This window comes from Bradyrhizobium ganzhouense (assembly GCF_049949285.1).
GTDB classification, from domain to species: Bacteria; Pseudomonadota; Alphaproteobacteria; order Rhizobiales; family Xanthobacteraceae; genus Bradyrhizobium; species Bradyrhizobium ganzhouense.
Genome location: NZ_CP181318.1, coordinates 2,913,470 through 2,938,039 on the forward strand (window position 1 = coordinate 2,913,470; position 24,570 = coordinate 2,938,039).

Annotated in this window: 21 protein-coding genes; 14 read left to right on the forward strand and 7 right to left on the reverse strand. The window is 64.4% G+C overall.

The window, feature by feature from the left end; all coding sequences use genetic code 11:
* Nucleotides 1-361 precede the first annotated feature (361 nt).
* The 7 genes from ACLFLU_RS13355 to ACLFLU_RS13385 all read left to right on the forward strand — a co-directional run bounded on the left by ACLFLU_RS13355 (nt 362) and on the right by ACLFLU_RS13385 (nt 9,534).
* Nucleotides 362-1,744, forward strand: a complete 1,383-nt coding sequence (locus tag ACLFLU_RS13355; RefSeq protein WP_426412640.1) for an MFS transporter — start codon at nt 362-364, stop codon at nt 1,742-1,744.
* A 123-nt stretch (nt 1,745-1,867) separates the two neighbouring features.
* Nucleotides 1,868-2,296: a globin family protein gene (locus ACLFLU_RS13360; protein ID WP_426412641.1), complete on the forward strand. Its 429-nt coding sequence runs from the start codon at nt 1,868-1,870 to the stop codon at nt 2,294-2,296.
* A gap of 10 nt (nt 2,297-2,306) precedes the next feature.
* Complete coding sequence (locus tag ACLFLU_RS13365; protein WP_426412642.1) at nt 2,307-3,524, forward strand: NAD(P)/FAD-dependent oxidoreductase; 1,218 nt, start codon at nt 2,307-2,309, stop codon at nt 3,522-3,524.
* Between the two features lie 15 nt (nt 3,525-3,539).
* On the forward strand, nt 3,540-6,245 hold the full coding sequence (locus ACLFLU_RS13370; protein WP_426412643.1) for a molybdopterin-dependent oxidoreductase: 2,706 nt from the start codon (nt 3,540-3,542) through the stop codon (nt 6,243-6,245).
* A 179-nt stretch (nt 6,246-6,424) separates the two neighbouring features.
* Nucleotides 6,425-7,264: an aldo/keto reductase gene (locus tag ACLFLU_RS13375; RefSeq protein WP_426412644.1), complete on the forward strand. Its 840-nt coding sequence runs from the start codon at nt 6,425-6,427 to the stop codon at nt 7,262-7,264.
* Between the two features lie 188 nt (nt 7,265-7,452).
* A complete protein-coding gene (locus tag ACLFLU_RS13380) occupies nt 7,453-8,394 on the forward strand; it encodes a DMT family transporter (RefSeq protein WP_426413982.1) in 942 nt (313 codons plus the stop codon).
* Nucleotides 8,395-8,454: 60 nt separating this feature from the next.
* Nucleotides 8,455-9,534, forward strand: a complete 1,080-nt coding sequence (locus tag ACLFLU_RS13385) for a zinc-binding dehydrogenase (protein ID WP_426412645.1) — start codon at nt 8,455-8,457, stop codon at nt 9,532-9,534.
* On the opposite strand, the gene ACLFLU_RS13390 is transcribed toward ACLFLU_RS13385, so the two are convergent.
* The 3 genes from ACLFLU_RS13390 to ACLFLU_RS13400 form a co-directional block, all read right to left on the reverse strand.
* Nucleotides 9,512-10,939 (reverse strand): TAXI family TRAP transporter solute-binding subunit, encoded by a 1,428-nt coding sequence (locus ACLFLU_RS13390; RefSeq protein ID WP_426412646.1) that lies wholly within the window; start codon nt 10,937-10,939, stop codon nt 9,512-9,514. The two genes, ACLFLU_RS13385 and ACLFLU_RS13390, sit on opposite strands and share 23 nt — an antisense overlap.
* A gap of 51 nt (nt 10,940-10,990) precedes the next feature.
* The gene (gene ppk2 / locus ACLFLU_RS13395) at nt 10,991-11,911 is read right to left on the reverse strand and encodes a polyphosphate kinase 2 (RefSeq protein WP_426412647.1); all 921 of its coding nucleotides are present in this window, start codon (nt 11,909-11,911) and stop codon (nt 10,991-10,993) included.
* 118 nt (nt 11,912-12,029) lie between these two features.
* A complete protein-coding gene (locus ACLFLU_RS13400; protein ID WP_426412648.1) occupies nt 12,030-12,491 on the reverse strand; it encodes an Lrp/AsnC family transcriptional regulator in 462 nt (153 codons plus the stop codon).
* Between the two features lie 131 nt (nt 12,492-12,622).
* On the opposite strand from ACLFLU_RS13400, the gene ACLFLU_RS13405 reads away from it, so the two are divergent.
* Complete coding sequence (locus tag ACLFLU_RS13405; protein WP_426412649.1) at nt 12,623-14,986, forward strand: transketolase; 2,364 nt, start codon at nt 12,623-12,625, stop codon at nt 14,984-14,986.
* A 303-nt stretch (nt 14,987-15,289) separates the two neighbouring features.
* A complete protein-coding gene (locus ACLFLU_RS13410) occupies nt 15,290-16,720 on the forward strand; it encodes an aldehyde dehydrogenase family protein (protein WP_426412650.1) in 1,431 nt (476 codons plus the stop codon).
* 149 nt (nt 16,721-16,869) lie between these two features.
* On the opposite strand, the gene ACLFLU_RS13415 is transcribed toward ACLFLU_RS13410, so the two are convergent.
* Nucleotides 16,870-17,871 (reverse strand): SMP-30/gluconolactonase/LRE family protein, encoded by a 1,002-nt coding sequence (locus ACLFLU_RS13415; RefSeq protein ID WP_426412651.1) that lies wholly within the window; start codon nt 17,869-17,871, stop codon nt 16,870-16,872.
* Between the two features lie 89 nt (nt 17,872-17,960).
* Here ACLFLU_RS13415 and ACLFLU_RS13420 point away from each other — a divergent pair, with 89 nt between their 5' ends.
* Nucleotides 17,961-18,785: an NAD-dependent epimerase/dehydratase family protein gene (locus ACLFLU_RS13420; protein ID WP_426412652.1), complete on the forward strand. Its 825-nt coding sequence runs from the start codon at nt 17,961-17,963 to the stop codon at nt 18,783-18,785.
* Between the two features lie 59 nt (nt 18,786-18,844).
* Here ACLFLU_RS13420 and ACLFLU_RS13425 read toward each other — a convergent pair whose 3' ends face one another.
* Together ACLFLU_RS13425 and ACLFLU_RS13430 are read right to left on the reverse strand one after the other, a co-directional pair.
* Nucleotides 18,845-19,675: a potassium channel family protein gene (locus tag ACLFLU_RS13425; protein WP_426412653.1), complete on the reverse strand. Its 831-nt coding sequence runs from the start codon at nt 19,673-19,675 to the stop codon at nt 18,845-18,847.
* Between the two features lie 19 nt (nt 19,676-19,694).
* Nucleotides 19,695-20,600: a transglutaminase family protein gene (locus tag ACLFLU_RS13430; protein WP_426412654.1), complete on the reverse strand. Its 906-nt coding sequence runs from the start codon at nt 20,598-20,600 to the stop codon at nt 19,695-19,697.
* A 188-nt stretch (nt 20,601-20,788) separates the two neighbouring features.
* On the opposite strand from ACLFLU_RS13430, the gene ACLFLU_RS13435 reads away from it, so the two are divergent.
* From ACLFLU_RS13435 to ACLFLU_RS13445, 3 genes are all read left to right on the forward strand, one after another.
* Nucleotides 20,789-21,052, forward strand: coding sequence for a GlsB/YeaQ/YmgE family stress response membrane protein (locus ACLFLU_RS13435; RefSeq protein ID WP_426412655.1), 264 nt, complete (start codon nt 20,789-20,791; stop codon nt 21,050-21,052).
* Nucleotides 21,053-21,135: 83 nt separating this feature from the next.
* Nucleotides 21,136-21,462, forward strand: coding sequence for a hypothetical protein (locus ACLFLU_RS13440; RefSeq protein WP_426412656.1), 327 nt, complete (start codon nt 21,136-21,138; stop codon nt 21,460-21,462).
* A 52-nt stretch (nt 21,463-21,514) separates the two neighbouring features.
* Nucleotides 21,515-21,973, forward strand: a complete 459-nt coding sequence (locus tag ACLFLU_RS13445; RefSeq protein ID WP_426412657.1) for a MaoC family dehydratase — start codon at nt 21,515-21,517, stop codon at nt 21,971-21,973.
* A 17-nt stretch (nt 21,974-21,990) separates the two neighbouring features.
* Here ACLFLU_RS13445 and ACLFLU_RS13450 read toward each other — a convergent pair whose 3' ends face one another.
* Nucleotides 21,991-22,674 (reverse strand): GntR family transcriptional regulator, encoded by a 684-nt coding sequence (locus tag ACLFLU_RS13450; RefSeq protein ID WP_426412658.1) that lies wholly within the window; start codon nt 22,672-22,674, stop codon nt 21,991-21,993.
* A 175-nt stretch (nt 22,675-22,849) separates the two neighbouring features.
* Between ACLFLU_RS13450 and ACLFLU_RS13455 the strand changes: the two genes are divergently transcribed.
* A complete protein-coding gene (locus ACLFLU_RS13455; protein ID WP_426413983.1) occupies nt 22,850-24,568 on the forward strand; it encodes an IlvD/Edd family dehydratase in 1,719 nt (572 codons plus the stop codon).
* Nucleotides 24,569-24,570 lie beyond the last annotated feature (2 nt).

Consider the following 24,570-nt stretch of genomic DNA (forward strand, 5'->3'; position numbering starts at 1 on the left):
AGATCGCATCAGCCTTTCCAGCAGCCCGCTGGCGCGAAAACGGGCTCGTGCCCAAGCCCTGTGCGACGCACAATCAACGGGCGAATCGGCATTCAAGAAATGAGCGGTCCGCAAGTTTTTGATGCAATTATGGGCGTGATTATCTTTTCATCACAACAGGCAAGCCATTGCAAATATTTACCTTTCTTGCCGTGTCCGATTTGGCACGGAGCTTGAATTAAGGCTTTCGACGCCATCGACGCCGTCACCGAGCAATCATTCAAATCGTGACACCGCCGAAAACGGGGGCTTCCCCGAGCGCGCATCTTTGCGCCCCCCGCGTCAGTCGGTGTCCTGCTTCCTAGTGAAAGGGACTTTTCCAATGAGGGAAGGCAATCCGACGTGGATTTCTGACTGGCGCCCCGAAGATGAGGCGTTCTGGAATGCGGGCGGCAAAGCCGTCGCCCGGCGTAACCTGATCTGGTCGATCGTCGCAGAGCACATCGGCTTCTCCGTCTGGCTGATCTGGAGCATCGTCGCGACCAAGCTGCCGCAGGCGGGCTTTCACTACTCGACCGACGAGCTGTTCCAGCTCGTGGCTGTGCCGGGCCTGATCGGCGCCCTGATGCGCTTTCCCTATACGTTCGCTGTCACCACGTTCGGCGGTCGCAACTGGACCATTTTCAGCGCTGCCGTGCTGTTCATCCCGACGCTGGCGCTTGCCTACTTCGTCGGTCAGCCCGACACGCCGTTCTGGCTGATGCTGCTGATCGCGTCGACCGCGGGCCTCGGTGGCGGCAATTTCGCCTCCAGCATGACGAACATCTCCTTCTTCTTCCCGGACCGGATGAAGGGTTGGGCGCTCGGTCTGAACGCGGCCGGTGGCAATATCGGCGTCTCCAGCGTGCAGCTGCTCACGCCGATCCTGATGACGCTCGCCGTCATCAACCTGTTCCAGGCCGCGCCGGTCGGCGGAGTCTACCTCCAGAACGCCGGCCTGATGTGGGTCTTGCCGATCGCGATCGCAGTGTTCGGTGCGGTGTTCTTCATGAACAACCTCACGTCGGCCAAGTCGTCGATCAAGAACCAGCTCGCCATCGTCAAGCGCAGGCACACCTGGATCATGGCCTTCATCTACATCGGAACGTTCGGCTCGTTCATCGGCTACTCCGCCGCGTTCCCGCTGCTGATCAAGACCCAGTTTCCGACGGTCACGATCTCGATCGCCTTCCTCGGTCCGCTGGTCGGCTCGTTGTCACGGCCATTCGGCGGCTGGCTCGCCGACAAGGTCGGTGGGTCCATCATCACCTTCTGGAATTTCATCGCGATGGCGGCGGCCACGATCGGCGTGCTGTACTTCGTCGGGCAGAAGGACTTCACCGGCTTCCTTTCGATGTTCCTGATCCTGTTCCTGACGACGGGCATCGGCAACGGCTCGACCTACCGCATGATCCCGTCGATCTTCCGCGAAGAGAACCTGTTCAAGGTGCGCGGCAAGGGCGATGCAGCGCGCGCGCTGGCGCTGAAAACCGCGAGCATCGAGAGCGGCGCGGCTGTCGGCTTCATCGGCGCGGTCGGTGCCGTCGGCGGCTATCTGATCCCGAGCAGCTTTGGCAAATCGATCGCGATGACGGGCGGGCCGCAGGTCGCGCTCGCCATCTTCCTTACGTTCTATGCTGTTTGCCTCGGACTGACTTGGTGGTTCTACCTGCGTCGCAGCCCGCAGGCTGAAGGCGCGCCAAGCCTTGCCGAAGCGCGTGTGTAATCGCGCGTTACGAATCCTGCCTCTCCCCGTACGCGGGGAGAGGTCGCTCTGATGACGTTTGATCCATGAACTTTTTCCGCAACGGCGCGGACAAAGGCAGACCGAAACAGACAGGAGACCATCATGACGCCCCAGCAGATCGCCCTCGTGCAGCAAAGCTTTTCCAAGGTCGCACCGATTTCGGAGGCAGCCGCCGTGCTGTTCTACGACCGCTTGTTCGACGTGGCGCCGTCCGTGCGCGCGATGTTTCCCGAGGACATGACCGAGCAGCGCAAGAAGCTGATGGGTATGCTCGCCGCTGTCGTCAGTGGCCTGTCGAACCTCGAGACGATCCTTCCCGCGGCCTCGGCGCTGGCCAAGCGTCACGTCGCCTACGGCGCCAAGGCCGAGCACTATCCCGTGGTCGGCGCGACCTTGCTGTGGACCCTGGAGAAGGGGCTCGGCGAAGCCTGGACGCCTGAACTCGCAACCGCCTGGACCGACGCCTATGGCGTGTTGTCCGGCTACATGATTTCCGAGGCCTACGGCGCACAGTCGCAGGCCGCCGAATAGGAGATGCCTTGTGAGTGAACCCCTGGTCATCGTCGGTAACGGTATGGCGGCTGCGCGTCTGGTCGATGAACTCGCCAAGACTGCACTCGGCCGCTACGCGGTTGCCGTCATCGGCGATGAGCCTCGGCTCGCTTACAATCGCGTGCTGCTCTCCTCGGTGCTGGCCGGCGAGACCGGCTCGCACGAGATCGAGCTCCGTCCGGCAGACTGGTGGCGCCATCGCGGCGTCACCGTGCGCTACGGCTATCGCGTAACCGAGATCGACACCGGCCGCCGCGAGCTCAAGATCGCCGGCGAAGAGAGCATGGAGTATTCCAAGCTCGTGCTCGCTACCGGTTCGACGCCGCTGCGGCTGAACGTCCCGGGCGCCGATCTTGCCGGCGTGCACACGTTTCGCGACACCCGCGATGTCGACCTGCTGCTGACGCTGGCGGCTGCGAAGAAGCGCGTCGTCGTGGTTGGCGGTGGCCTGCTCGGCCTTGAAGCGGCATACGGCCTGGCGAAAGCCGGCGCGCCCGTGACGCTGCTGCATCTGATGGACCGGCTGATGGAGCGCCAGCTCGATGGGCCTGCTGCCGATTTGCTCAAGACGCTGGTCGAACGCAAGGGCATTCGCATCCTGCTCAATGCCAGCACGAAGTGCATCCACGGCAATGGCCGCGTCGAAGCCGTCGAGCTTGCCGACGGCAGCCGCATCGAGGTGGACGCCGTGATCTTCGCCGCCGGCATCAGGCCCAACGTCGCGCTCGCCAAGGAGGCCGGCATCGCCGTCAATCGCGGTGTCGTCGTCAATGACGAGATGCAGACCGCATCGCCCGACATCTACGCGCTCGGTGAGTGCGCCGAGCATCGCGGCACCTGCTACGGCCTGGTCGAGCCGGCCTACGAGCAGGCGCGCGTCTTGGCGCGGCATCTCGGCGGCCGCCCCGCGGCCTATCAGGGCAGCGTGGTCTCGACCAATCTGAAGGTGTCCGGCGTCAGCGTATTCTCCGCCGGCGACTTCATGGGCGGGGAGGGCAGCGAGAGCCTGGTGCTGACCGACCGCAGGCGCGGCACCTACAAGAAGCTCGTAATCGCCGACGGATGCCTCACCGGCGCCGTCCTGATCGGCGATACGGCCGATGCGCTCTGGTATCTCGAGCTGATCCGCACCCGCGAGAAGATCGCCGGGATTCGCGCTGACATGATGTTCGGCCGCGCGCTCGCGCTTCCGTCCAAAGCGGCGTGAAGGAGGCGGCTTGATATGACGGCGATCGACCCGAACCTCCGCACCACCAAGACGACATGCCCCTATTGCGGCGTCGGCTGCGGCGTGCTCGCAACGCCTGACGGCGCGGGTGGCGCGGCAATCGCGGGTGATCCCGATCATCCCGCCAATTTCGGCCGGCTGTGCTCGAAAGGCTCTGCGCTCGGCGAGACCGTCGGGCTCGAGAGCCGGCTGCTGTATCCGATGATCCGCTGCAAGGGCGTGCTGGAGCGCGTTGCCTGGAGCGATGCGCTCGACCATGTTGCGCATCGCATGCAGCACATCGTCGCGCGCGACGGTGCGGATGCGGTCGCGTTCTATCTTTCGGGCCAGCTGCTCACCGAGGACTATTACGTCGCCAACAAGCTGATGAAGGGCTTTGTCGGCACCGCGAACGTCGACACCAATTCGCGGCTCTGCATGTCGTCCTCGGTCGCCGGCCACCGTCGCGCCTTCGGCGCCGACACTGTGCCCGGCTGCTACGAGGATCTCGACCAGGCCGATCTGCTCGTCTTTGTCGGCTCGAACGCGGCCTGGTGCCACCCGGTGCTGTTCCAGCGCATGCTGAAAAACCGGCAGGAGCGCGGCGCGCGGATGATCGTGATCGATCCACGCCGCACTGATACCGCGAGCGACGTCGATCTGTTCCTCGGCCTCAAGCCCGGCACCGATACCGCGCTGTTCTCGGGCCTGTTCGTCCATCTCGCCGACAGTGGCGCGCTGGATCAGGAGTATATCGCTCAGAACACGTCGGGCTTTGATGATGCGCTGGCGCGGGCGCGCAACATCGCCGGCAGCGTCATCGCAACCGCGCTGGCGACCGGCCTCTCCGAGCAGGACGTCGCCGCCTTCTTCAGGATGTTCCGCGACACCGAGCGTGTCGTCACGCTCTATTCGCAGGGTGTGAACCAGTCGGCGCAGGGCACCGACAAGGTCAACGCGATCCTGAACTGCCATCTCGCCACGGGCCGTATCGGCAAGCTCGGTGCCTCGCCGTTCTCGCTCACCGGCCAGCCCAACGCGATGGGCGGCCGCGAGGTCGGCGGCCTCGCCAACCAGCTCGCCGCGCACATGAACTTCACGCCGCCCGACATCGACCGTGTCAGGCGGTTCTGGAAGGCGCCGCGCATCGCCACCCATGAAGGGCTGAAGGCGGTGCAGCTGTTCGAGGCGATCAATCGCGGCGAGGTCAAGGCGCTGTGGGTGATGGGCACCAATCCCGCGGTGTCGCTGCCCGATGCGGATTTCGTGCGCGAGGCGCTGAAGAAGCTCGAGCTGTTCGTGGTGTCCGAGAACGTGCTGTCCAACGACACGGTCGAGGCGGGGCCGCATGTGCTTCTGCCTGCGCTGGCCTGGGGCGAGAAGTCGGGCACGGTGACCAATTCCGAGCGCCGGATCTCGCGCCAGCGGTCGTTCCTCCCCGCACCCGGCGAGGCGCGCCCGGATTGGTGGATCCTGAGCGAGACCGCAAAGCGCCTCGGCTTCGGCGACAGCTTCAATTACAAATCCGCCGCCGAGATTTTCCGGGAGCATGCCGCGCTCTCGGCGTTCGAGAACAATGGCAGCCGCGATTTCGACATCGGCGCGCTGACGTCGCTGTCCGACGAGGATTTCGATGCCCTAAAGCCCGTGCAATGGCCGGCGCGCGAGGGTGACGCGCCGGGCGAGCGCTTCTTCGCGACAGGCGGCTTCTTCACCAATGACGGCAAGGGCCGCTTCGTCGCGCCGGAGGTGCCGGCGCTGCGCAGCGAGACCGGACCGTCACGGCCATTGCGGCTCAACACGGGGCGCATCCGCGACCAGTGGCACACCATGACCCGCACCGGGCTGAGCAAGCGGCTCGGCGCGCATCTGCCCGAGCCGTTCGTCGAGATCCATCCCGACGACGCCAACAAATACAACATCGTCCATGACGGCTATGCCCGCATCACCACCGATTATGGCCAGTGCATCTTGAAGGCCATCGTCAGCGGGCGGCAGCAGCGCGGTGCGTTGTTCGCGCCGATCCACTGGAGCGCGATGAATGCCTCGCACGGCCGCGTCGGTGCGCTGGTCGCGCCGTTCACCGATCCGTTCTCCGGCCAACCGGAGTCGAAGGCGACGCCGGCTGCCATCGCACCCTATGAATACGTCTTCCGCGGCTTTGCACTCTCGCGGAAGCAGCTCGACTTGCCTCAAAACCTGCTGTGGACTCGCGCCACCGTCGCCGGCGGCTTCGGCTATCTCTTCGCCGACAACGCCGATCTGTCGCGCTGGCCGGCCTGGCTCGACGGTCTTGCCGGCGAGGATGTCGCCGACTATCGCGATTTCGGCGGCGGCGTTTATCGCGCGGCGTCGTTCGCGGGCGAGCGCATCGAGACCTGCCTGTTCGTCGGCCCTGCGCACGATGCCGGCGACTGGGAGGTGGTGAAGAGCGTGTTCGCGGCCGATCACGTCACCGACGATCAGCGCCGCATGCTCTTGTCCGGCAAGTCCAGCGAAGGCGCCGCGGCGACCGGTCCGATCGTCTGCGCCTGCTTCGGCGTCGGCCGTGGCACCATCTGCGACACCATCGCGAGCGGCGCGCGCACTGCTGCCGAGATCGGCGCAAAACTCAAGGCCGGCACCAATTGCGGTTCCTGTATCCCCGAGCTGAAGCGCCTGATCGCGACGACGGAGGTTGCGCCGGTGAAGCAAGTGAAGGTCGCGGGAGCGGCGGGCTAGGGGCGCGCACTCTCTCCCAATGTCGTCCCGGCCCCCCGTGCGCGATTGCGCACTAGGCCGGGACGACTGCGGAGAGCGTCGCACCAGCTCTGCCACATCATCCGCACCAATCGACGTCCCCCGCATTGTGCCCTATGCTGCCGCGCACTCCGTCAGCCCAATAACCACAACATCCAATCATGAACACAAAACCCTTCGGCAACACCGGCTCCAGTGTCTCCGTGATCGGGCAGGGCACCTGGTATCTCGACCATGGCGATCGCAAGCGCGCGGTCGCGGCGCTGCAGCGTGGGCTCGATCTCGGCATGACCCATATCGACACCGCCGAGATGTATGGCGATGCCGAGCTCGTCATTGCCGACGCGATTGCGGGCCGCCGTGATGAGGTATTCCTGGTCTCAAAGGTGCTGCCGAGCAATGCCTCGCGTCGCGGCACCATCACCGCTTGCGAGCGCTCGCTGAAGCGGCTGAAGACGGATCGTCTCGATTGCTATCTGCTGCACTGGCGCGGGTCGTATGATCTTGAAGACACCGTCGCTGCATTCGAGGATTTGGTGAAGGCCGGCAAGATCAAATCCTGGGGCGTCTCCAATTTCGACGCCGACGATCTCGACGAAATCCTCGATGTTTCCGGCGAAGGCAAGATCGCCTGCAATCAGGTGCTCTATCATCTGAAGGAGCGTGCGATCGAGCACGCCGTCGTCCCCTGGTGTGAGAAGCACGGCGTCGCTGTCGTCGCTTATTCACCGTTCGGGCACGATGATTTTCCCGACGAGCGCAGCAAGGGCGGCGCCGTGCTCGCGCGCATTGCGGAGGCGCGTCGCGCGACGCCGCGTCAGGTCGCGCTGAGCTTCCTCACCCGTGCGACTACGGTGTTCGCGATCCCGAAGGCGTCGTCCGCCGAACATGCCGGCGAAAATGCGGCCGCCGGCGATCTCGTGCTGACGAAAGAGGAGATTTCGGCGCTGGATGCGGCGTTTCCGCGCGGTCCGAAGCCGCGTAGCCTGCCCATGCTGTAGTGCACAAAGGCCTATTATTAATGGAGTATTGACGCGCGCGGACATGAGCGCATATCGGCATCCTGTTTTCGGAAGTTGTGAAAGCGGCGCATTTGTCGTTTTTTACGATCGATCCCGAATCGTCGTTTTCCCAGGTTCCAGCCGTGACACCGCCGCCCGCCGCAGCCGCAAGGCTCGACAGTATTCCCATGCCCGTGCCGGAGAAGAAGCAGGAGGCTCGCCGCGCGCCTGCGCGCGTCGATCATCCCTTCAAGGGCATCGCGCTGGTGCTGCTGTCGACGATCTTCCTCGGCTGCTCCGACGTCACTGCGAAATATCTTTCGACCAGCCTGCCGTCGATCGAGATCACCTGGATCCGCTTCGTCACCTTCGCGCTGATGTTCACGCCGGTGATGCTGCCGGGCTCGCCGCTGCATGCGATGCGCACCGAACGTCTCGGATTGCAATTGATGCGCGGCGTCGCGCTGCTCGGCTCCTCACTGTTCTTCATCACGGGCCTGCGTTTCCTCCCCATCGCGGAAGCCTCCGCCACCGGCTTCGTTTCACCGCTGTTCGTCACTGCGCTCTCGATCATCTTCCTGAGCGAGAAGGTCGGCATGCGCCGCTGGATCGCGACCGCGATCGGCCTCGTGGGCGTGATGATCATCCTGCGGCCGGGCTCGAGCGCGTTCCACATCGCCGCCGTCTTCCCGATCGTCTCGGCATTCTGCTGGGCCGCCGCGCTGATCATGACGCGCATGATGAGCGGGCGCGAAGCCGTGCTCACCACCATGGCGTACTCGGCTCTCACGGGTGTTGCGATCCTCAGCGTGATGGTGCCGTTCGTCTGGGTCACGCCGACCTGGACAGGCATCGGGCTCGGCATCCTGATCGGTCTTGCCTCCACCATCGGCCAGTGGATCGTCGTGCTCGCCTATCGCTACGGCGATGCCTCGGTGCTGGCGCCGTTCTCCTACACGCAATTGCTGTGGGTCAGCATTCTGGGCTTCTTCCTGTTCGGCGAGCTGCCGGACGTCTGGACCGTCACGGGCGCGGCCTTCATCGTCGCCAGCGGCCTCTACATCGCGCATCGCGAGCGCATCCGCCGCGCCCAGCTGCTGGTGCTGGAAGAGCGTTCCCCGAACCCCTGACGCAAGTTTGCACGTCCAACTTCGTGCTATCAGTGGCTCCAACGAAGTGGGAGGAGCCGGATGCGCGCTGCGATTTTCAGGAACGGTGAAATTGTCGTTGGTCAGATGGCCGAGCCGAAGCCCGGTCCCGGCCAGGTGCTGGTCAAGACGCTCGCCTGCGGCATCTGCGGCTCCGACCTGCACGCGCGCCATCACGCGCCGCGGATGGTGGAGATGGCCCGGAAGACAGGGCGACCGCCGATGGATCTGTCGCGCGACGTCGTCTTTGGCCACGAGTTCTGCTGCGAGATCGTCGACTACGGCCCCGGCACGACGCGCAAGCTCAAGGCGGGCACGCATGTGTGCTCGCTGCCCGCGCTGCTGACGCCGGAGGGCATCAAGGGCATCGGCTATTCCAACGACTTTGTCGGCGGTTATGCGGAGCAGATGCTGCTCAGCGAGCCGCTGCTGCTGGAAGTGCCGAACGGCCTTGCGCCGGAACATGCCGCGCTGACCGAGCCGCTCGCGGTCGGCGTTCACGCGGTCGAGAAAGCCAACATCCGCGGCGGTGAGGTGCCGCTCGTGATCGGTTGCGGGCCGGTCGGGCTCGCGGTGATCGCCGCACTCAAGATCAAGGGCCTGCATCCGATCGTTGCGGCGGATTATTCGCCGGCGCGCCGCGCGCTCGCAGCTCAACTCGGTGCTGACATCGTCGTCGATCCCAGGGTGTCGCAGCCCTATGCGACCTGGGCCGAGCACGCGCAGATGTCGGAGGCTGAGAAAGCGGCACGGCCGCCGCTCCAGGCCATGCTGCCTGCGCTGAAGCCTGCGGTCATCTTCGAATGCGTCGGCGTGCCCGGCCTGCTGCAGCAGGTGTTCGAGGGCGCGCCGCGCGATGCCAAAATCGTCGTGGTCGGCGTCTGCATGGAGAGCGATAAAAGCGAGCCCATGCTCGGCATCATGAAGGAGCTCAATGTCCAGTACGTGCTGGGCTACACGCCGGAGGAGTTTTCGGCGTCGCTGCGCCTGATCGCGGAAGGGCAGGTGGATGCCGCGGCGATGGTGACGGCGGAAGTGGGCATTGACGGTGTCGCAAAGGCGTTCGCCGATCTCGCCAATCCTGAGGCGCACACCAAGATCATCGTGCAGCCGTGGAAATAGGGAACGGCTGAAGCACGGCGCCATCGGATTCTTGCGCGACGTCGGCATGGCCGATCTGGGCGATCACGGCCCGGCGATCGACGATCGCCTGATGGAATTGCGCCAGCACGAGGCCGAAGGCGGCGAGATCGCCGTCCTCGATGGCCCCGTCTTCGTGACAGACAAGCGTCTCGCGCAAGATGTCGTCGGCCGCACTCTGCATCGAGGCGAGCGCGTCGAGCGATGTCGCCTCGCGCACGCTGGAGATCGCGTTGAGCAGGCGGTCGCGATGCAGCGCGTTCTCGCTGCGCTCCTCGCGCCGCAGATAGTGCCGTAGCCATGCGGCGACCGAGCCGAGGCCGGAGAGCAGCAGCACCACGCCCCAGATGTAGTCGCTGTACTTGTCCATGAAGCTGCGTTCGTTGCCGTCGATATAGGCGGCGGCTCCAGGATGCGCCGGCAGCGCGGCATCCTTGTCGGTGTCGGGCTTCTGGATGTGGCTCGCGCCGGGCAGCTCCTTGGCCAGCGACGGCTTGACCGCGAACAGGTCGCGGGTGAAGGCGCCAACCGTGTCGTCGGACAGCGCGCTCGACGCCACGATCAGATGATTGACGGCGATGGTCTCGATCTTGTCGTCGGGCCGCTGCGGTGAGGCAGCGAATGCGCCGGCCGGGATCTCCTCGGACTCGTAGAGCGGATGCCGCTCGGCGATGGCCTCGGAGACGTCGACGGAGAGGAATTTCGGCTCGCCGCGCAGGCGCGTGGTGGCGGCAATCGTCTCAGCAATGACCTTGTCGTCGAGCGCACCCACCATCATGAAGGCATCGAACGACGTGTCCTGGGTCATCTCGGAGATGCGGTCCGTGCCGAACTGGGTGGTCGTCACCTTCTGCGGATTGACGCCGGACTCGGCCAGGATGACGTGCAGCAGATCGGGATTGGCATCACCGAGGCCGACGATGCCGATGCGGCGGCCACTAAGCGACGCGATATCCGTGACCTTCGATTTGGGTGCGCCCTTGCGCCCCGTCGGCGCCCACAGCACCACAAAATTCCGGCGCAGGATTGCCACCGAATTGACATCGGGCGGCATGGTGAGGTCGCCGCGCGCGACCGCGAGGTCGGCCTTGCCGCCGCCGAGCAGATTGAGGCTTTGCAGCGTGCCGTCGGTCTCGATCGGCGCCAGCCGCACCGCTCCGCTTTTCGCCTCGATTGCCTTGGCGATGGCAAACACCAGCGTCTGGTCGTCGCTGCCGGCCGGTCCGACGGCGATGCGCAGCGTCGCTGGCTGCCAGAGCCAATAGGCAAGTGCGAGCACGACCGTCAGAAGCGACAGGAGGCTCGCCACCGCAAGCCATGGGCCGAAGCGATTGCGGCGGCGGGACGGAGTGTCCCTGGTCACGCTCAGATCGCTCGGCACGGGCATCTCGCTTTCCTCATCCGGAAGCTCGCCCGCCGGTCCACGCGGCGGGTGCCGTCAGTATTTCGAAGGCACGTACATCTCCGGCGGGATCGGGCCGCGGTGATAGTCGGGATTGTAGACGCGCGGCGGCAGCACCACGGGCGCACGGCCGACCTCCTGGTAGGGGATCTGGCTCAGGAGATGCGCGATGCAGTTGAGGCGCGCACGCTTCTTGTCGACGGCGTCGACGATCCACCACGGCGAGTCCGGCAGATGCGTGTGCTCCAGCATCGTCTCCTTGGCCTTGGTGTACGCCTCCCAGCGGCTGCGCGCCTCGACGTCCATCGGGCTCAGCTTCCACTGCTTGAGCGGATCCTTGATGCGCATGGTGAAGCGGAACTGCTGCTCGTCGTCGGTGATGGAGAACCAGTATTTGACGAGGATGATGCCGGAGCGGATCAGCATCCGCTCGAACTCGGGAACGGTCTTGAAGAACTCCTGATACTGTTCGTCGGTGCAGAAGCCCATCACGCGCTCGACGCCGGCGCGGTTGTACCAGCTGCGGTCGAACAGGACCATCTCGCCGCCCGCGGGCAGATGCGAGACGTAGCGCTGGAAATACCATTGCGTGCGCTCGCGCTCGCTCGGCGCCGGAAGCGCCGCGACGCGGCAGATGCGGGGATTGAGGCGCTGGGTGATGCGCTTGATGACGCCGCCCTTGCCGGCGGAGTCGCGGCCTTCGAACAGCACGACGACCTTCCTCTTCTCGCTCTGTACCCAGTCCTGGAGCTTGACCAGCTCGCCCTGGAGCCGGAGCAGCTCCCGGAAATAGAGCCTGCGATCGACCGTCGGGTTGAGAACGTCGGTCTCGTCCAGCAGCTCGTCGAGCCTGCTGTCGTCCAGCTCCATCTCCAGCTCCTCGTCGAGATCGTCGGCCATCTCCTGGATGATGCGCTCGCGCTTGGCGGACTGGGAGGTGCGGTCGGATGCAGTCATAGGTCTTTCTCGGGCCAAGGATGCCTGTCGCCCACGACCATCGACGGGGTTTATTGCGTCCATGTGACACCGGCGGCCGGCCGGGCAGGCCAGCCCGAAAATGGCTCGGCGGGGTCCGTTAGACCGGCAGCGCGATCGAATATTTGACCTGACTGAGCGCAAAGCTGGACTCGATCGAGGCGATGCCGTCAAGCCGGGTCAGCTTGGTCTTGAGGAAGGTCTCATAGGAGGCGAGGTCGGCTGCCACCACGCGGAGCAGATAGTCGCGGTTGCCGGTCATCAGATAGCATTCCAGCACCTCGTCCCATTTCGAGATCGCGCGGGCGAAACGATTCAGATCCTCCTCCTTCTGCCGCGCCAGCTTGATCGAGATGAAGACGCTGACATGCAGGCCCAGTGCCTTCTGGTCGACGGTCGCGATGTAGCGCGAGATGACGCCGCGTTCCTCCAGCAGCTTGACCCTGCGATGACAGGGCGAGACCGAGAGCCCGACCTTGTCGGCGAGCTCCTGCATGGTCAATCGACTGTCGGTCTGGAGGTAGCCGAGGATTTTTCGGTCGATGGTGTCGAGCTCGGGCATTGGGATAAAACCTGCATTTTATGGCCAATTATTGGTATGCTATACCAATATCGGCGGGTATGACGCTAAAAATTGAGAAATCTGGCGCGGCCCATAGGCGTATGATCGGCCTTATTTTCCGGAGCATCGCCATGCCCGTCGATTCCGCGCGTCTCGAAACCCTGACCGCACTGGCCCGCAAAGCGCTGTGGCTGTCGTCGTGGACTATCCACCACGCCAACCATGTCCGCCCCAATTCGGACGGCTTGAAGGTTGGGGGACATCAGGCCTCCTCTGCCTCGCTCGCGACCATCATGTCGGCGCTGTATTTTAGCGTGTTGCGGCCCGAGGACCGCGTCGCGGTGAAGCCGCATGCGAGCCCGGTGTTCCACGCCATCCAATATCTGTTCGGTCGGCAGAGCCGCGAGAAGCTGGAGAATTTCCGCGGCTTCAAGGGCGCGCAGTCCTATCCCTCGCGCACCAAGGACGTCGACGACGTCGATTTCTCGACCGGCTCGGTCGGCCTCGGCGTCGCGCAGACGCTGTTCGCCTCGCTGGTGCAGGACTACGTCAAGGCGCATGGCTGGATGAAGGATCGCCGCGAAGGGCGGATGATCGCGCTCGTCGGCGATGCCGAGATGGACGAGGGCAATATTTTCGAAGCGCTGGCCGAAGGCTGGAAGCACGGCCTCCGCAACACCTGGTGGGTGGTCGACTACAACCGCCAGTCGCTCGATGCCGTCGTGCGCGAAGGTCTCTGGGAAAAGTTCGAGACCATGTTCCGCAATTTTGGTTGGGATGTGGTGATCGTGAAATACGGCCGGCTGATGCGCGAGGCGTTTGCGGAGGCGGGCGGCGAGGCGCTGAAGCGCTGGATCGACAATTGCCCGAATGCGCTCTATGCGGCGCTGTGCTTCCAGGGCGGCGGCGCCTTCCGCAAGCATTTGCACGACGAGATCGGCGACCAGGGGCCGATCACGAAGCTGATCGACAAGCGCAGCGACGAGGACCTGCTGGCGCTGATGTCGAATCTCGGCGGCCATGACATGGCGAGCATGCTGGAGGCGTTCGAATCGATCGACCACGACCGCCCGGTCTGCTTCATCGCCTACACCATCAAGGGCGTCGGCCTGCCGTTCCAGGGACACAAGGACAACCATGCCGGCCTGATGACGGTCGCGCAGATGGAGAAATATCGCGAGAGCCAGAACATCCGTCCCGGCCACGAGTGGGACAAGTACGAGGGCCTGACGCTAGGCGCTGCCGAGCTCGACGCATTCCTCGCGCGCGTGCCGTTCAACAAGGATAGCCGCCGGTTGACCGCGCCGGTCGTCGAGGTGCCGCAGCAGCTCGCGTTCAAGCCGTCGCCGCAGATGTCGACGCAACAGGGCTTTGGCCTCGTGTTGAACGAGATCGCGCGCGGTGACAGCGAGCTCGCACAACGCATCGTCACGACCTCGCCCGACGTTACGGTCTCGACCAATCTCGGCCCGTGGGTGAACCGGCGCGGCCTGTTCGCGCGCGGTGAAAAGGCGGATTTATTCCGCAACGAGAAAATTCCATCCACCTTCAACTGGGACTTCTCGCCCAAGGGTCAGCATCTCGAGCTCGGCATCGCCGAGATGAACCTGTTCATCATGCTCTCCGCGCTTGGCCTGTCGCACCAGATCAACGGCGCGCGGCTGCTGCCGGTCGGCACGCTCTACGATCCCTTCATCGAGCGCGGCCTCGATGCGCTCAACTATGCCTGCTACCAGGATGCGCGCTTCATGGTGGCGGCGACGCCGTCAGGCATCACGCTCGCGCCGGAGGGCGGCGCGCACCAGTCGATCGCGACGCCGCTGATCGGCATGGCACAGGATGGGCTCGCCTCGTTCGAGCCGGCCTTCGTCGACGAGCTCGCCGTGATCATGGGCTGGGGTTTTGATCACATGCAGCGCGACCCGGGCGAGGGCGGTTCCGTCTATTTGCGGCTCTCGACGCGCTCGATCGAGCAGGCGCAGCGGATCATGACGCCGGAGCTGCAGCAGGGCATCACCGACGGCGCCTATTGGCTGCGCAAGCCGGGTCCCAATGCCGAACTCGTGATCGCCTATACCGGCGCGGTCGCGCCCGAGGCGATCGAGGCCACCGGGTTCATCGGCGAGAGCCGCCGCGACATCGGCCTGCTCGCGATCACCTCGGCCGATCGCCTCCATGCAGGCTGGACCGCCGCGCGAAAATTGCGGCGTGACCGGCGCGGCGTGCAGCATCTCAGCCACATCGAGAAATTGCTGGCGCCGCTGCCGCGCGACTGCGGCGTCGTGACCGTGATCGACGGCCATCCGTCGGCGCTCGGTTGGCTCGGCAGCGTCCGCGGCCATCGCGTCGAGGCGCTCGGTGTCGAGCAGTTCGGCCAGACCGGCACCATTGCCGACCTTTATCGCCACTACGGCATCGACGCGAATGCCATCATCGATGCGGCGGAAAGCCTCACCACCGGCGCGCCGGTGCTCCATCGCAAGTTGGCGGTTTGATTTCGTCGCCCCGGCGAAGGCCGGAGCCCATACGCCGTGGCGGTTATTGTAGGCGACAGATGGTAGACGCCTGAGCAAACCAACTGCGCCCTGTGGCTATGGGTCCCGACCCCCCGCGCGCAACTGCGCGCTAGGCCGGGACGACATCGTGAGTGAGGCGAGACCTTGCCACGTTCCCGCCATCGGCTCATATAACCTCCGTCCGCCGCAACGCTGGCCCCGCATATGGCGGGTTCAATTGCCGGCGCTTTCGTGCAAGGATGCCTGCCGAAACGCCCCCCAAGCCCCAAGAAGAGGTTAACGATGGTCAATCGCATGCAATTCTACATCGACGGCGCCTGGGTCGATCCCGCCGTCAAGAAGTCCACCCCGGTCGTCAATCCGGCGACGGAAGAGGCGATGTACGAGGTTGCGCTGGGCTCCAAGGCCGACGTGGACAAGGCTGTCGCAGCCGCCAAGCGCGCCTTTGCAACTTTCTCCCAGACCAGCCGCGAAGAGCGCGTCGCGCTGCTTACCAAAGTCATCGAGGTCTACAAGGGCCGCCTCAAGGAAATCGGCGCCGCCGTCTCCGACGAGATGGGCGCACCGCTGCCGATGGCCGAAAAACTCCAGGCCGGCGCCGGCCTCGGCCATCTCATGACCACGCTCGACGTGCTCAAGAACTACCACTTCGAGGAGCCGATCGGCACCGCCATGGTGCTGCGCGAGCCGGTCGGTGTGGTCGGCATGATCACGCCCTGGAACTGGCCGCTCAACCAGATCGCCTGCAAGGTCGCGCCCGCGCTCGCCGCCGGCTGCACCATGATTTTGAAGCCGTCGGAATTCACCCCGACCTCGGCGCTGATCTTCGCGGAAATCCTCCATGAAGCCGGCGTGCCGAAGGGCGTGTTCAACCTCGTCAACGGCCTCGGCCCCGAGGTCGGCGCCGCCATGAGCGAGCACCCCGACATCGACATGATCTCCTTCACCGGCTCGACCCGCGCCGGCATCGACGTGGCGAAGCGCGCTGCTCCCACCGTGAAGCGCGTCAGCCAGGAGCTCGGCGGCAAGTCGCCGAACGTCATCCTCGAAGGCGCCGACCTCACGAAGGCGGTGACCGGCGGCGTGATGCACATGTTCAACAACTCCGGCCAGTCCTGCAACGCGCCCTCGCGCATGATCGTGCCGGCCTCGAAGATGAAGGAAGTCGCCGCGATCGCGAAGGCTGTCGCCGACAAGACCAAGGCGGGCGATCCGCGCGCCGAAGGCACCACCATCGGCCCGGTCGTCAACCGCGGCCAGTGGGACAAGATCCAGGCGCTGATCAAGAAGGGCATCGATGAGGGCGCAACGCTCGTCTCCGGTGGTCCCGGCCTGCCCGAAGGCGTCAACAAGGGCTTCTATGTCCGCCCGACCATCTTCGCCGACGTCACCCCCGAGATGACGATCGCCCGTGAAGAAATCTTCGGACCGGTGCTGACGATTCTCGGCGCCAAGGACGAAGCCGAGGCCGTGCACATTGCCAACGACACGCCGTATGGCCTCGCTGGCTATGTCTCGGGCGCTTCGGTCGAGGACGCCAAGCGCGTCGGTCGCCAGATCCGAGCCGGCAACGTCAACCTCCAGGGCGTGCCCAACGACCGCACCGCGCCGTTCGGCGGCTACAAGCAGTCGGGCAACGGCCGCGAGTGGGGCAAGTATGGCCTCGAGGACTTCCTCGAAGTGAAGGCCGTCGCCGGCTTCAACGCGGCGTAAGTCTTAGCGCCTGAACAGAATGACGCCGGAGCGGGAAACCGCTCCGGCGTTTTTCTTTTCGTCATTGCGAGCGAAGCGAAGAATCGTAGCCCGCATGGAGCGAAGCGTAATGCGGGACCGGTCCCGGATTACGCTTCGCTCCATCCGGGCTACGGGACAATGACCACGGAGCGCCTATCCCCCACCGCGCCTTGCGTGTTCACATACAGCGCGTAGATCGACTGGCTCGCCGCCATGAACAGGCGGTTGCGCTTGACGCCGCCGAAGCAGAGATTGGCGCAGCGCTCGGGCAGCGCGATGCGGCCGATCATGACGCCGTCGGGCGCGAACACCACGACGCCGTCGAGCTCGGGATCGCCCATGCCCCAGCCGCACCAGAGATTGCCGTCGATGTCGACGCGGAAACCGTCCGGCGTGCCGGGGCCGGCATCGACGAAGACGCGCTTGTTCGAAAGCTTGTCGCCGGAAGGTGAAACGTCATAGGCGAGAATTTTGCGGGTCGGCACACCGCGGGATTCGATGAGGTAGAGGATTTTCTCGTCCGGCGAAAAGGCGAGCCCGTTCGGCCCGAGCACACTCTCGGCGACCACGGTGGCTTTGCGGGTCTCCGGGTCGAGCCTGTAGACGTTCATGTCGAGCTCGGGCTCGGACTTGTAGCCCTCGTAATTGCCGAGGATGCCGAAGATCGGATCGGTGAACCAGATCGAGCCGTCCGATTTAACAACGACATCGTTCGGCGAGTTCAACCGCTTGCCGTTGAATTGATCCATCAGCACGGTGATCTCGCCATCATATTCGGTGCGGGTCACGCGCCGGCCGCCGTGCTCGCAGGTGACCAAGCGGCCCTGGCGATCCCTGGTGTTTCCATTGGCGAAATTGGAGGGTTTTCGGAAATTCGAGACCGCGCCGGTCTCTTCGTCCCATTTGATGATGCGCTGGTTCGGGATGTCGCTGCAGAGCAGATAGCGCCCGTCGCCGAACCACACCGGCCCTTCGGCCCAGCGCAGGCCGGTTGCCAGCCGCTCCACCGCCGACAGTTTCAACCAGTATTTTTCGAAGCGGGGATCGAGGGCGTGAATGGCCGGATCGGGGTAATAGGTCGCCGGCCGCCAGCCTGGCCGCTCCTGGGTGTGGGACGATGCTTCATTCATGTCGGTTCTCTCGTTTCGTTCCCTCTGGACAATCCAGCTACCATCAGTGATCAACGACCGCAAATCGGTCGCCAAATACGAGGAAAGACATGCCGCGCATCTTGATGACGGGAGCTTCGGGCGGGATCGGAACGCGTCTGCGGAAACTGCTGCCGCCGATCTATCCGGACCTGCTGCTCTCTGACGTCCGCCCCCCTGCCGATCTCGGGGCGAACGAGCAGTTCAAGGCGGCGGACCTGGCCGATCTGGCGCAGGTCGAGGCGCTCTGCGAGGGCGTCGACGGCATCCTGCATTTCGGCGGTTATTCGGTCGAGGGCCCGTGGGACGACATCCTCCAGGCCAACATCATCGGCGGCTACAATCTTTTCGAAGCCGCATACCGCAAGGGCGTCAAGCGCGTCGTGTTCGCGTCCTCGAACCACGCCGTCGGATTCTATCCGCGCCACCACAAGATCGGGACCGACGTTACGCCGCGCCCCGACGGCCGCTATGGCGTCAGCAAGGTGTTCGGCGAAGCACTCGGCGCGCTGTATGCCGACAAGCACGGCCTGAAAGTGACTTGCCTCCGCATCGGCAATTTCGGTGACGTGCCGCTGGACCTTCGCCGGATCTCGATCTGGCTGAAGCCGGAAGACCTGGTGCAGCTCTGCCAGATCGGGCTCGAGCATCCCGACATTCATTTCGAGGTATTCTACGGCGCCTCGCTGAACGAGCGCGCCTGGTGGGACAACCACCGCGCCTACGAATTCGGCTATCGCCCCACCGGCCGCTCCGAGGATCACGCGGCGTACGCCATGGCCGAGCAGGCCAAGCTGAAGCCGGATCCGGTCGGCGACCACTATCAGGGCGGCCCGTTTTGCAGCAACGAGTTCGACGGCGACGCGAGCCGGATTATTGACTGGAATAAGCGGTAGCGCATCATGTGCCCCTTACTCCGATTGCGGGGTGAGGGGCACTTTTCGTGCCCGGCGATCTAGTCCATGCCCTCATCGGGAATGTTCAAGATCGTCCCGCACGCCTTGCAATGCACCGCGTCGACGTCATGGCGCTGCAGGCCGCAGATCGGGCAGGGGAAGCGCACCTTGGACGGTGCGAGCAACGCCTTGGCGAGATTCAGGAACAGCGTTACCCCGAAGATCATGATGACGACAGTGATCAGGCGTCCGACGGTGCCGGGCAAGGTGATGTCGCCGAAGCCGGTTGTGGTCAGCGCGGTGACTGTGAAGTAGAGCGCGTCGGCATAATTGGTGATCTGCTGGTTGTGAGACTTCTGGGTCTCGTAGACGACCCCCGTCATCACGAAAACGAACACGCCGAGTTTTGCCACCGCAAAGACGACTTCCTCGTTGCGCCGAAAGAAGGCGCTGTCGATTCGGAGCCGCGCCACCATCTGGTTGTCGCGCAGCAACCGCAATGTCCGAAATGCGCGCAGGAAGCCGCCGGCCTCGCCGGCGAGCGGCGCAAGAAACGAAATGATGACGACGATGTCGGTCCAGGTCGACAGCCGCGCGAGGTCATGCAGCGGCTGACGGCTGATGATCATCCGTGCCGAGAAATCCGCGAGGATCAGGACACCGAATACGACATCGAGCGCCTCGACGACCCCGGTGCGCGGCAGGAACGAGGTCGCGATAATGAACAGAACCGTGACGAAATCGAGCGCGAGCAGGGCGTATCGGAATTTGATGCAGCCGAAAGTGTCGCCCTCATAGAGTTGTCGCAGCCTGGTCTTGAGGGCCTCAAATGGGACGGTGATGGCGTAGAGCAGCCCATGTCCCTTCGTGGTGTCGCGATAAAATACCATGGTCGCCGTGGGTGTTTCCCTATCCTTCAGAGGGATCGAGCACTTCGCCGATCTTGTGAACGGCGACATTGATCGACATGCCCAGATAGTCGCCGGGATCGCCGAACCATGAGCCGGCCAGTGGCACGGCCTGGCCCGGATGCCGCGCAATGGCGACCGGGATGAGGTCGAAGCCGGCGCTCAGGCTGTTGGTCGGATCGTAGTCCAGCCAGCCGGCACCGGGCAGGAACACCTGCACCCATGCGTGTGTGGCACCGGAGCCGGTCATGCCCACGGCGCCGCCATCGAGCGCGGCGTCATAAAGATAGCCGCTGACGAAGCGAGCCGCGAAGCCAAGCCGGCGCAACGTCTCGATCATCAGCCAGGCGAAGTCCCGGCAGGTGCCTGATTTCGCGCGCAACGTTTCGCCCGGCGATTGGGTGCCTTCCGAATCTCTTCCGCGATAGCTGAACTCGCTGCGAAACAGGCCGAGCATGCGGCGCAGCACATCGGCGGTCCGATCCTGATCGCCGGCCACGAAGCTCTTGGTCCATGCCGCATGGTTGCCGTCGCTATCGTCGGCATGCGGGCGCAGGTAACCGGCAAGGTCTGTCCACTCGTCCGGCGTATACTGCACGGGCACCTGCTCGGCGCGAGGCTCCAGCGGAAACGCCTCCAGGCCCTTGATTCCGAAATAGACGCCGCGAACTTTGAACGTGAATGTCAGCTCGCTGCCGGGTTCGCTGAAGTCCACCACCGTGACGGCGTTGGATCGGGAGTCGGTGACCCAATGCACCTTTGACGACAAATTGGTGTGAGCGGACCAGCGAAGCAGCCGGGTCGAGGCGCCGCGACGCGGCAAGAACATGGCCCGGTGCGTGCCGAACGTCACCGGCTTTGCATAGCGATAGGTCGTGGTGTGCGTGATCTCGCCAATGATCGCCATGCATTGATCCGCTTCGCGCCGCGGAACGCGTTGAACGCCTTTCCGCGCAGGGACAAGCAATAGCTGTCGGTTCGGCTGCTTCTGCCCATTGATCTAGATCAAGGTCGCCCAGGGGATCGTCTGGCTCTTCAGGCGATCACGCATTCCCTCACGCGTCGATGCGCAAACGGACCGAATGGAGCGATGGCATGGGTATCCTTTGGACGATCATCATCGGATTTGTCGTTGGACTGGTCGCGAAGTTCATCATGCCCGGCGACAAGTCCGAGCCCAAGGGGTTCATCTTGACGACGGTTTTGGGAATTGTCGGCGCGTTCGTTGCGACCTGGCTCGGTCAAGCCGTGGGATGGTATCATTTCGGCGAGGGCGCCGGCTTCATCGGCAGCGTGGTCGGGGCCATCATCCTCCTCTTCCTGTACGGGTTGGTCATGGGCCGTCAGGGGCACGCTTGAAAATCACGCTGCCAGCCGTCGCGGTGCTCGCGATGCTCTCGCCAGGACCCTCGCGGGCCGCAACGCTTAGCGACGCCGAAGCGGTGTTCCTCGACCAGCTCGTCACCGCATCTGCGGTGCTCGAACAACGATGCGGCGGTTACGAGGTCGATGGCGCCGGCGGCGTTCAACTCGGCGCCCGGCTTCTTGGCAGCCCCAATGCGGCGATGGCCATGATCGACGCCTTTTCCGCGGCGATAAAGGCCCATGATGGTGAAAGCTACGATCCCGGCAAATTCCGCCCCGAGGTGTTCGAGGCGGCCAGCAAGACGATCAAGCGCGTCCTGGCGGATTTGGTCAGGGATCCAAAAGGGGCCTGCGCCGACTATGGCGATGCCAGCGTGGATCGCGGCCTGTTGAGGCGATACTGAACAGTCGAAGGCTACTCGGCAGCTTCGGCCAGCCGGCACTTGGGAGGCGTTGATGGCCATCCTGTATTTCGACGATGCTGAGGTCGGTCAATTGCGGACGGCGGGCCCGTATCAGGTATCGAAGGACGAAATCATCGAATTTGCCAGGAAGTTCGACCCGCAGCCCTTTCATGTCGATGAGGAAGCGGCCGCGCGCTCGGTCTTTTCGGGGCTGACGGCATCAAGTGCTCACACCTTCGCGATCCTCATTTCATTGTTGAGCAAGACACAGCCCTTTTCGCTTCGTGTTCTGGCCGGGCTCGGTTTTGATGAACTCAGGTTGCCCGCGCCGGTGCGCCCCGGAGACGAGCTTGGTCTTGAGGTGACGATCCTGGAGAAGCGCGAAACCAAGTCGCATTCCGACAGGGGTGTCGTCCGCAACCAGATCCATCTCCGCAATCAAAAGGGTGAAATCGTGCTGCAATGCCTCGGCACAGTCCTCGTCGCGCGCCGGCCGGTCGCGAGTTCCTGAGACATCGAAGCGAAGCCCTACCGCCGCGTCTCCTCCGCAATCCGCGCCAGATAATCCTCCTTGCTGAACTGCATGTGATCCACGCACAGTTGCGCCAGCGCCCAGCTGTCGCGGCCCTTCAGCAGCTCGATCATCAGCTCGTGCTGGCGCCGCGACTGCGCGAGCCCGTCGCGGTCGGCGAGGTTTTTCGCGCGCATCGGCAGCGTCAGGCTCATATAGTCCTGCAACGAGCGGACCAGATAGGGATTGCCGCAGGCGGCGAACAGCGTGACGTGGAAGGCGTCGTTGGCCTCGTGGATGCCGCGCAGGTCGCGGATGTCGGCCTTCGCGCAATAGTCGCGTTGCAAGGCGGTCAATTCGTCGATCAGGCCTTGCGGCGCGGGCAGGGGGATCATCAGCGCGGCCTGCCGCGTCAGCATCTCCCGAACCTCGTAGATCTGCCGGACCTCCTCGGCGGAATAGAACCGCACGGTGGCGCCGACATTCTTCTCGCGGCGGACGATGCCGCGGCGCTCCGCATCCACCAGCGCCTGGCGCACGAAGTGCCTGGAAGTGCCGTAGCGCGACATCAGCGCGTCCTCGGTCAGGCGCGCGCCCGGCGCGAGGCGGCCGAAGATGATGTCCTCCTCCAGCCGCGCGACGACGTCGTCCGGGTCGTCGCGCCTGATAGCCATGGCGTCTGCGGTGCGAATGTCGGACATGCCCTCAGCCTCCGGCGCCTCGCCGGTCCGCCTTGTGGAGCAGGGTGAGCCCAGATTGTCAATAATTTGCGTCCGCGAGCGTCGTCAGGAGCGGAAAGAGCGGTGATCCGGCCCAATCTTATTGACAATAAGGGGGCAGGCTGTAGCACAATTGCAGGTGAGAAGGAGTGGCATGATGACGAGTGGTTTGCGCAAGGGTCTGACGAGCTATGGCGATGCCGGCTTCTCGCTGTTCCTGCGCAAGGCGTTCATCAAGGCCATGGGCTATTCCGACGACGCGCTGGAGCGCCCGATCGTCGGCATCACCAACACCTATAGCGACTACAATCCCTGCCACGGCAACGTGCCGCAGATCATCGAGGCCGCCAAGCGCGGCGTGATGCTGTCGGGCGCGATGCCGTTCGTGTTTCCGACCATCTCGATCGCCGAGAGCTTTGCGCATCCGACCTCGATGTATCTGCGCAATCTGATGGCGATGGACACCGAGGAGATGATCCGGGCCCAGCCGATGGACTCGGTGATCGTGATCGGCGGCTGCGACAAGACGCTTCCGGCGCAGGTGATGGCCGCGATCAGCGCCGACCTGCCGACCGTCGTCATTCCCGTGGGGCCGATGGTGGTCGGGCATCACAAGGGCGAGGTGCTCGGCGCCTGCACCGACTGCCGCAGGCTGTGGGGCAAGTATCGCGCCGGCGAAATCGACGATGCCGAGATCGAGGCGGTGAACGGCCGTCTCGCGCCGTCGGTCGGCACCTGCATGGTGATGGGCACAGCCTCGACCATGGCCTGCATGATCGAAGCCATGGGCCTGTCGCTGCCCATGAGCGCGACGATCCCGGCACCGCATGCCGAGCGTTTCCGTCTGGCCGAGGCGAGCGGCCGCGTGGCCGCCGAGATGGCCAAGACCAAGGGGCCGAAGCCGAGCGAGTTTCTCACGCCGGCGTCCTTCAAGAACGCGCAGGTCGTGTTGCAGGCGATCGGCGGTTCGACCAATGGCCTGATCCATCTGACCGCAATGGCGCATCGCTCGCCGCACCGGCTCGATCTCTCGGCCTTCGACCAGATCGGCCGCGAGGTGCCCGTGCTGGTCGATCTCAAGCCGTCCGGCGAGCACTATATGGAGCATTTCCATCACGCCGGCGGCGTGCCGAAACTGCTGGCGCAGCTCGGCGATCTCGTCGATCTCGACGCCAAGACGATCTCGGGCCAGACGCTGCGCGATGTCGTGGCCAATGCAGAAGACGTGCCCGGCCAGGACGCGATCCGTCCGCGCGACAACCCGATCAAGAAGGAAGGCGGCCTCGCCATCCTGCACGGCAATCTCGCGCCGCGCGGCGCTGTGATCAAGCAGTCGGCGGCGAGCCCCAAGCTGTTGCAGCATACGGGCCGCGCGGTGGTGTTCGAATCCGTCGAGGACATGACGTTGCGGGTCGACGATCCCGAGCTCGACGTCACCGCCGACGACGTGCTGGTGCTGCGCAATGCCGGTCCGAAGGGGGCGCCCGGCATGCCCGAGGCGGGCTATCTGCCGATCCCGAAAAAGCTCGCGCGCAATGGCACCAAGGACATGGTACGCATTTCGGATGCGCGCATGAGCGGCACGGCGTTCGGCACCATCGTGCTGCACATCACGCCGGAATCCGCCGTCGGCGGGCCGCTGGCGCTGGTGAGGAACGGCGACAAGATCAGCCTCGATGTGGCCAAGCGCAGCATCGAGCTTTTGGTCGACGCGGCCGAGCTGGAGCGCCGCCGCGCCGCCTTGAAGCCGGCCACCGCGCCGGATGAAGCACGGCGCGGTTACGCCTGGCTGTTCAACGAGACCATCATGCAGGCCGACGAGGGCTGCGATTTCGACTTTATGCAGAGGACTGGGAAGACGACCGAAAAGGGCTGATC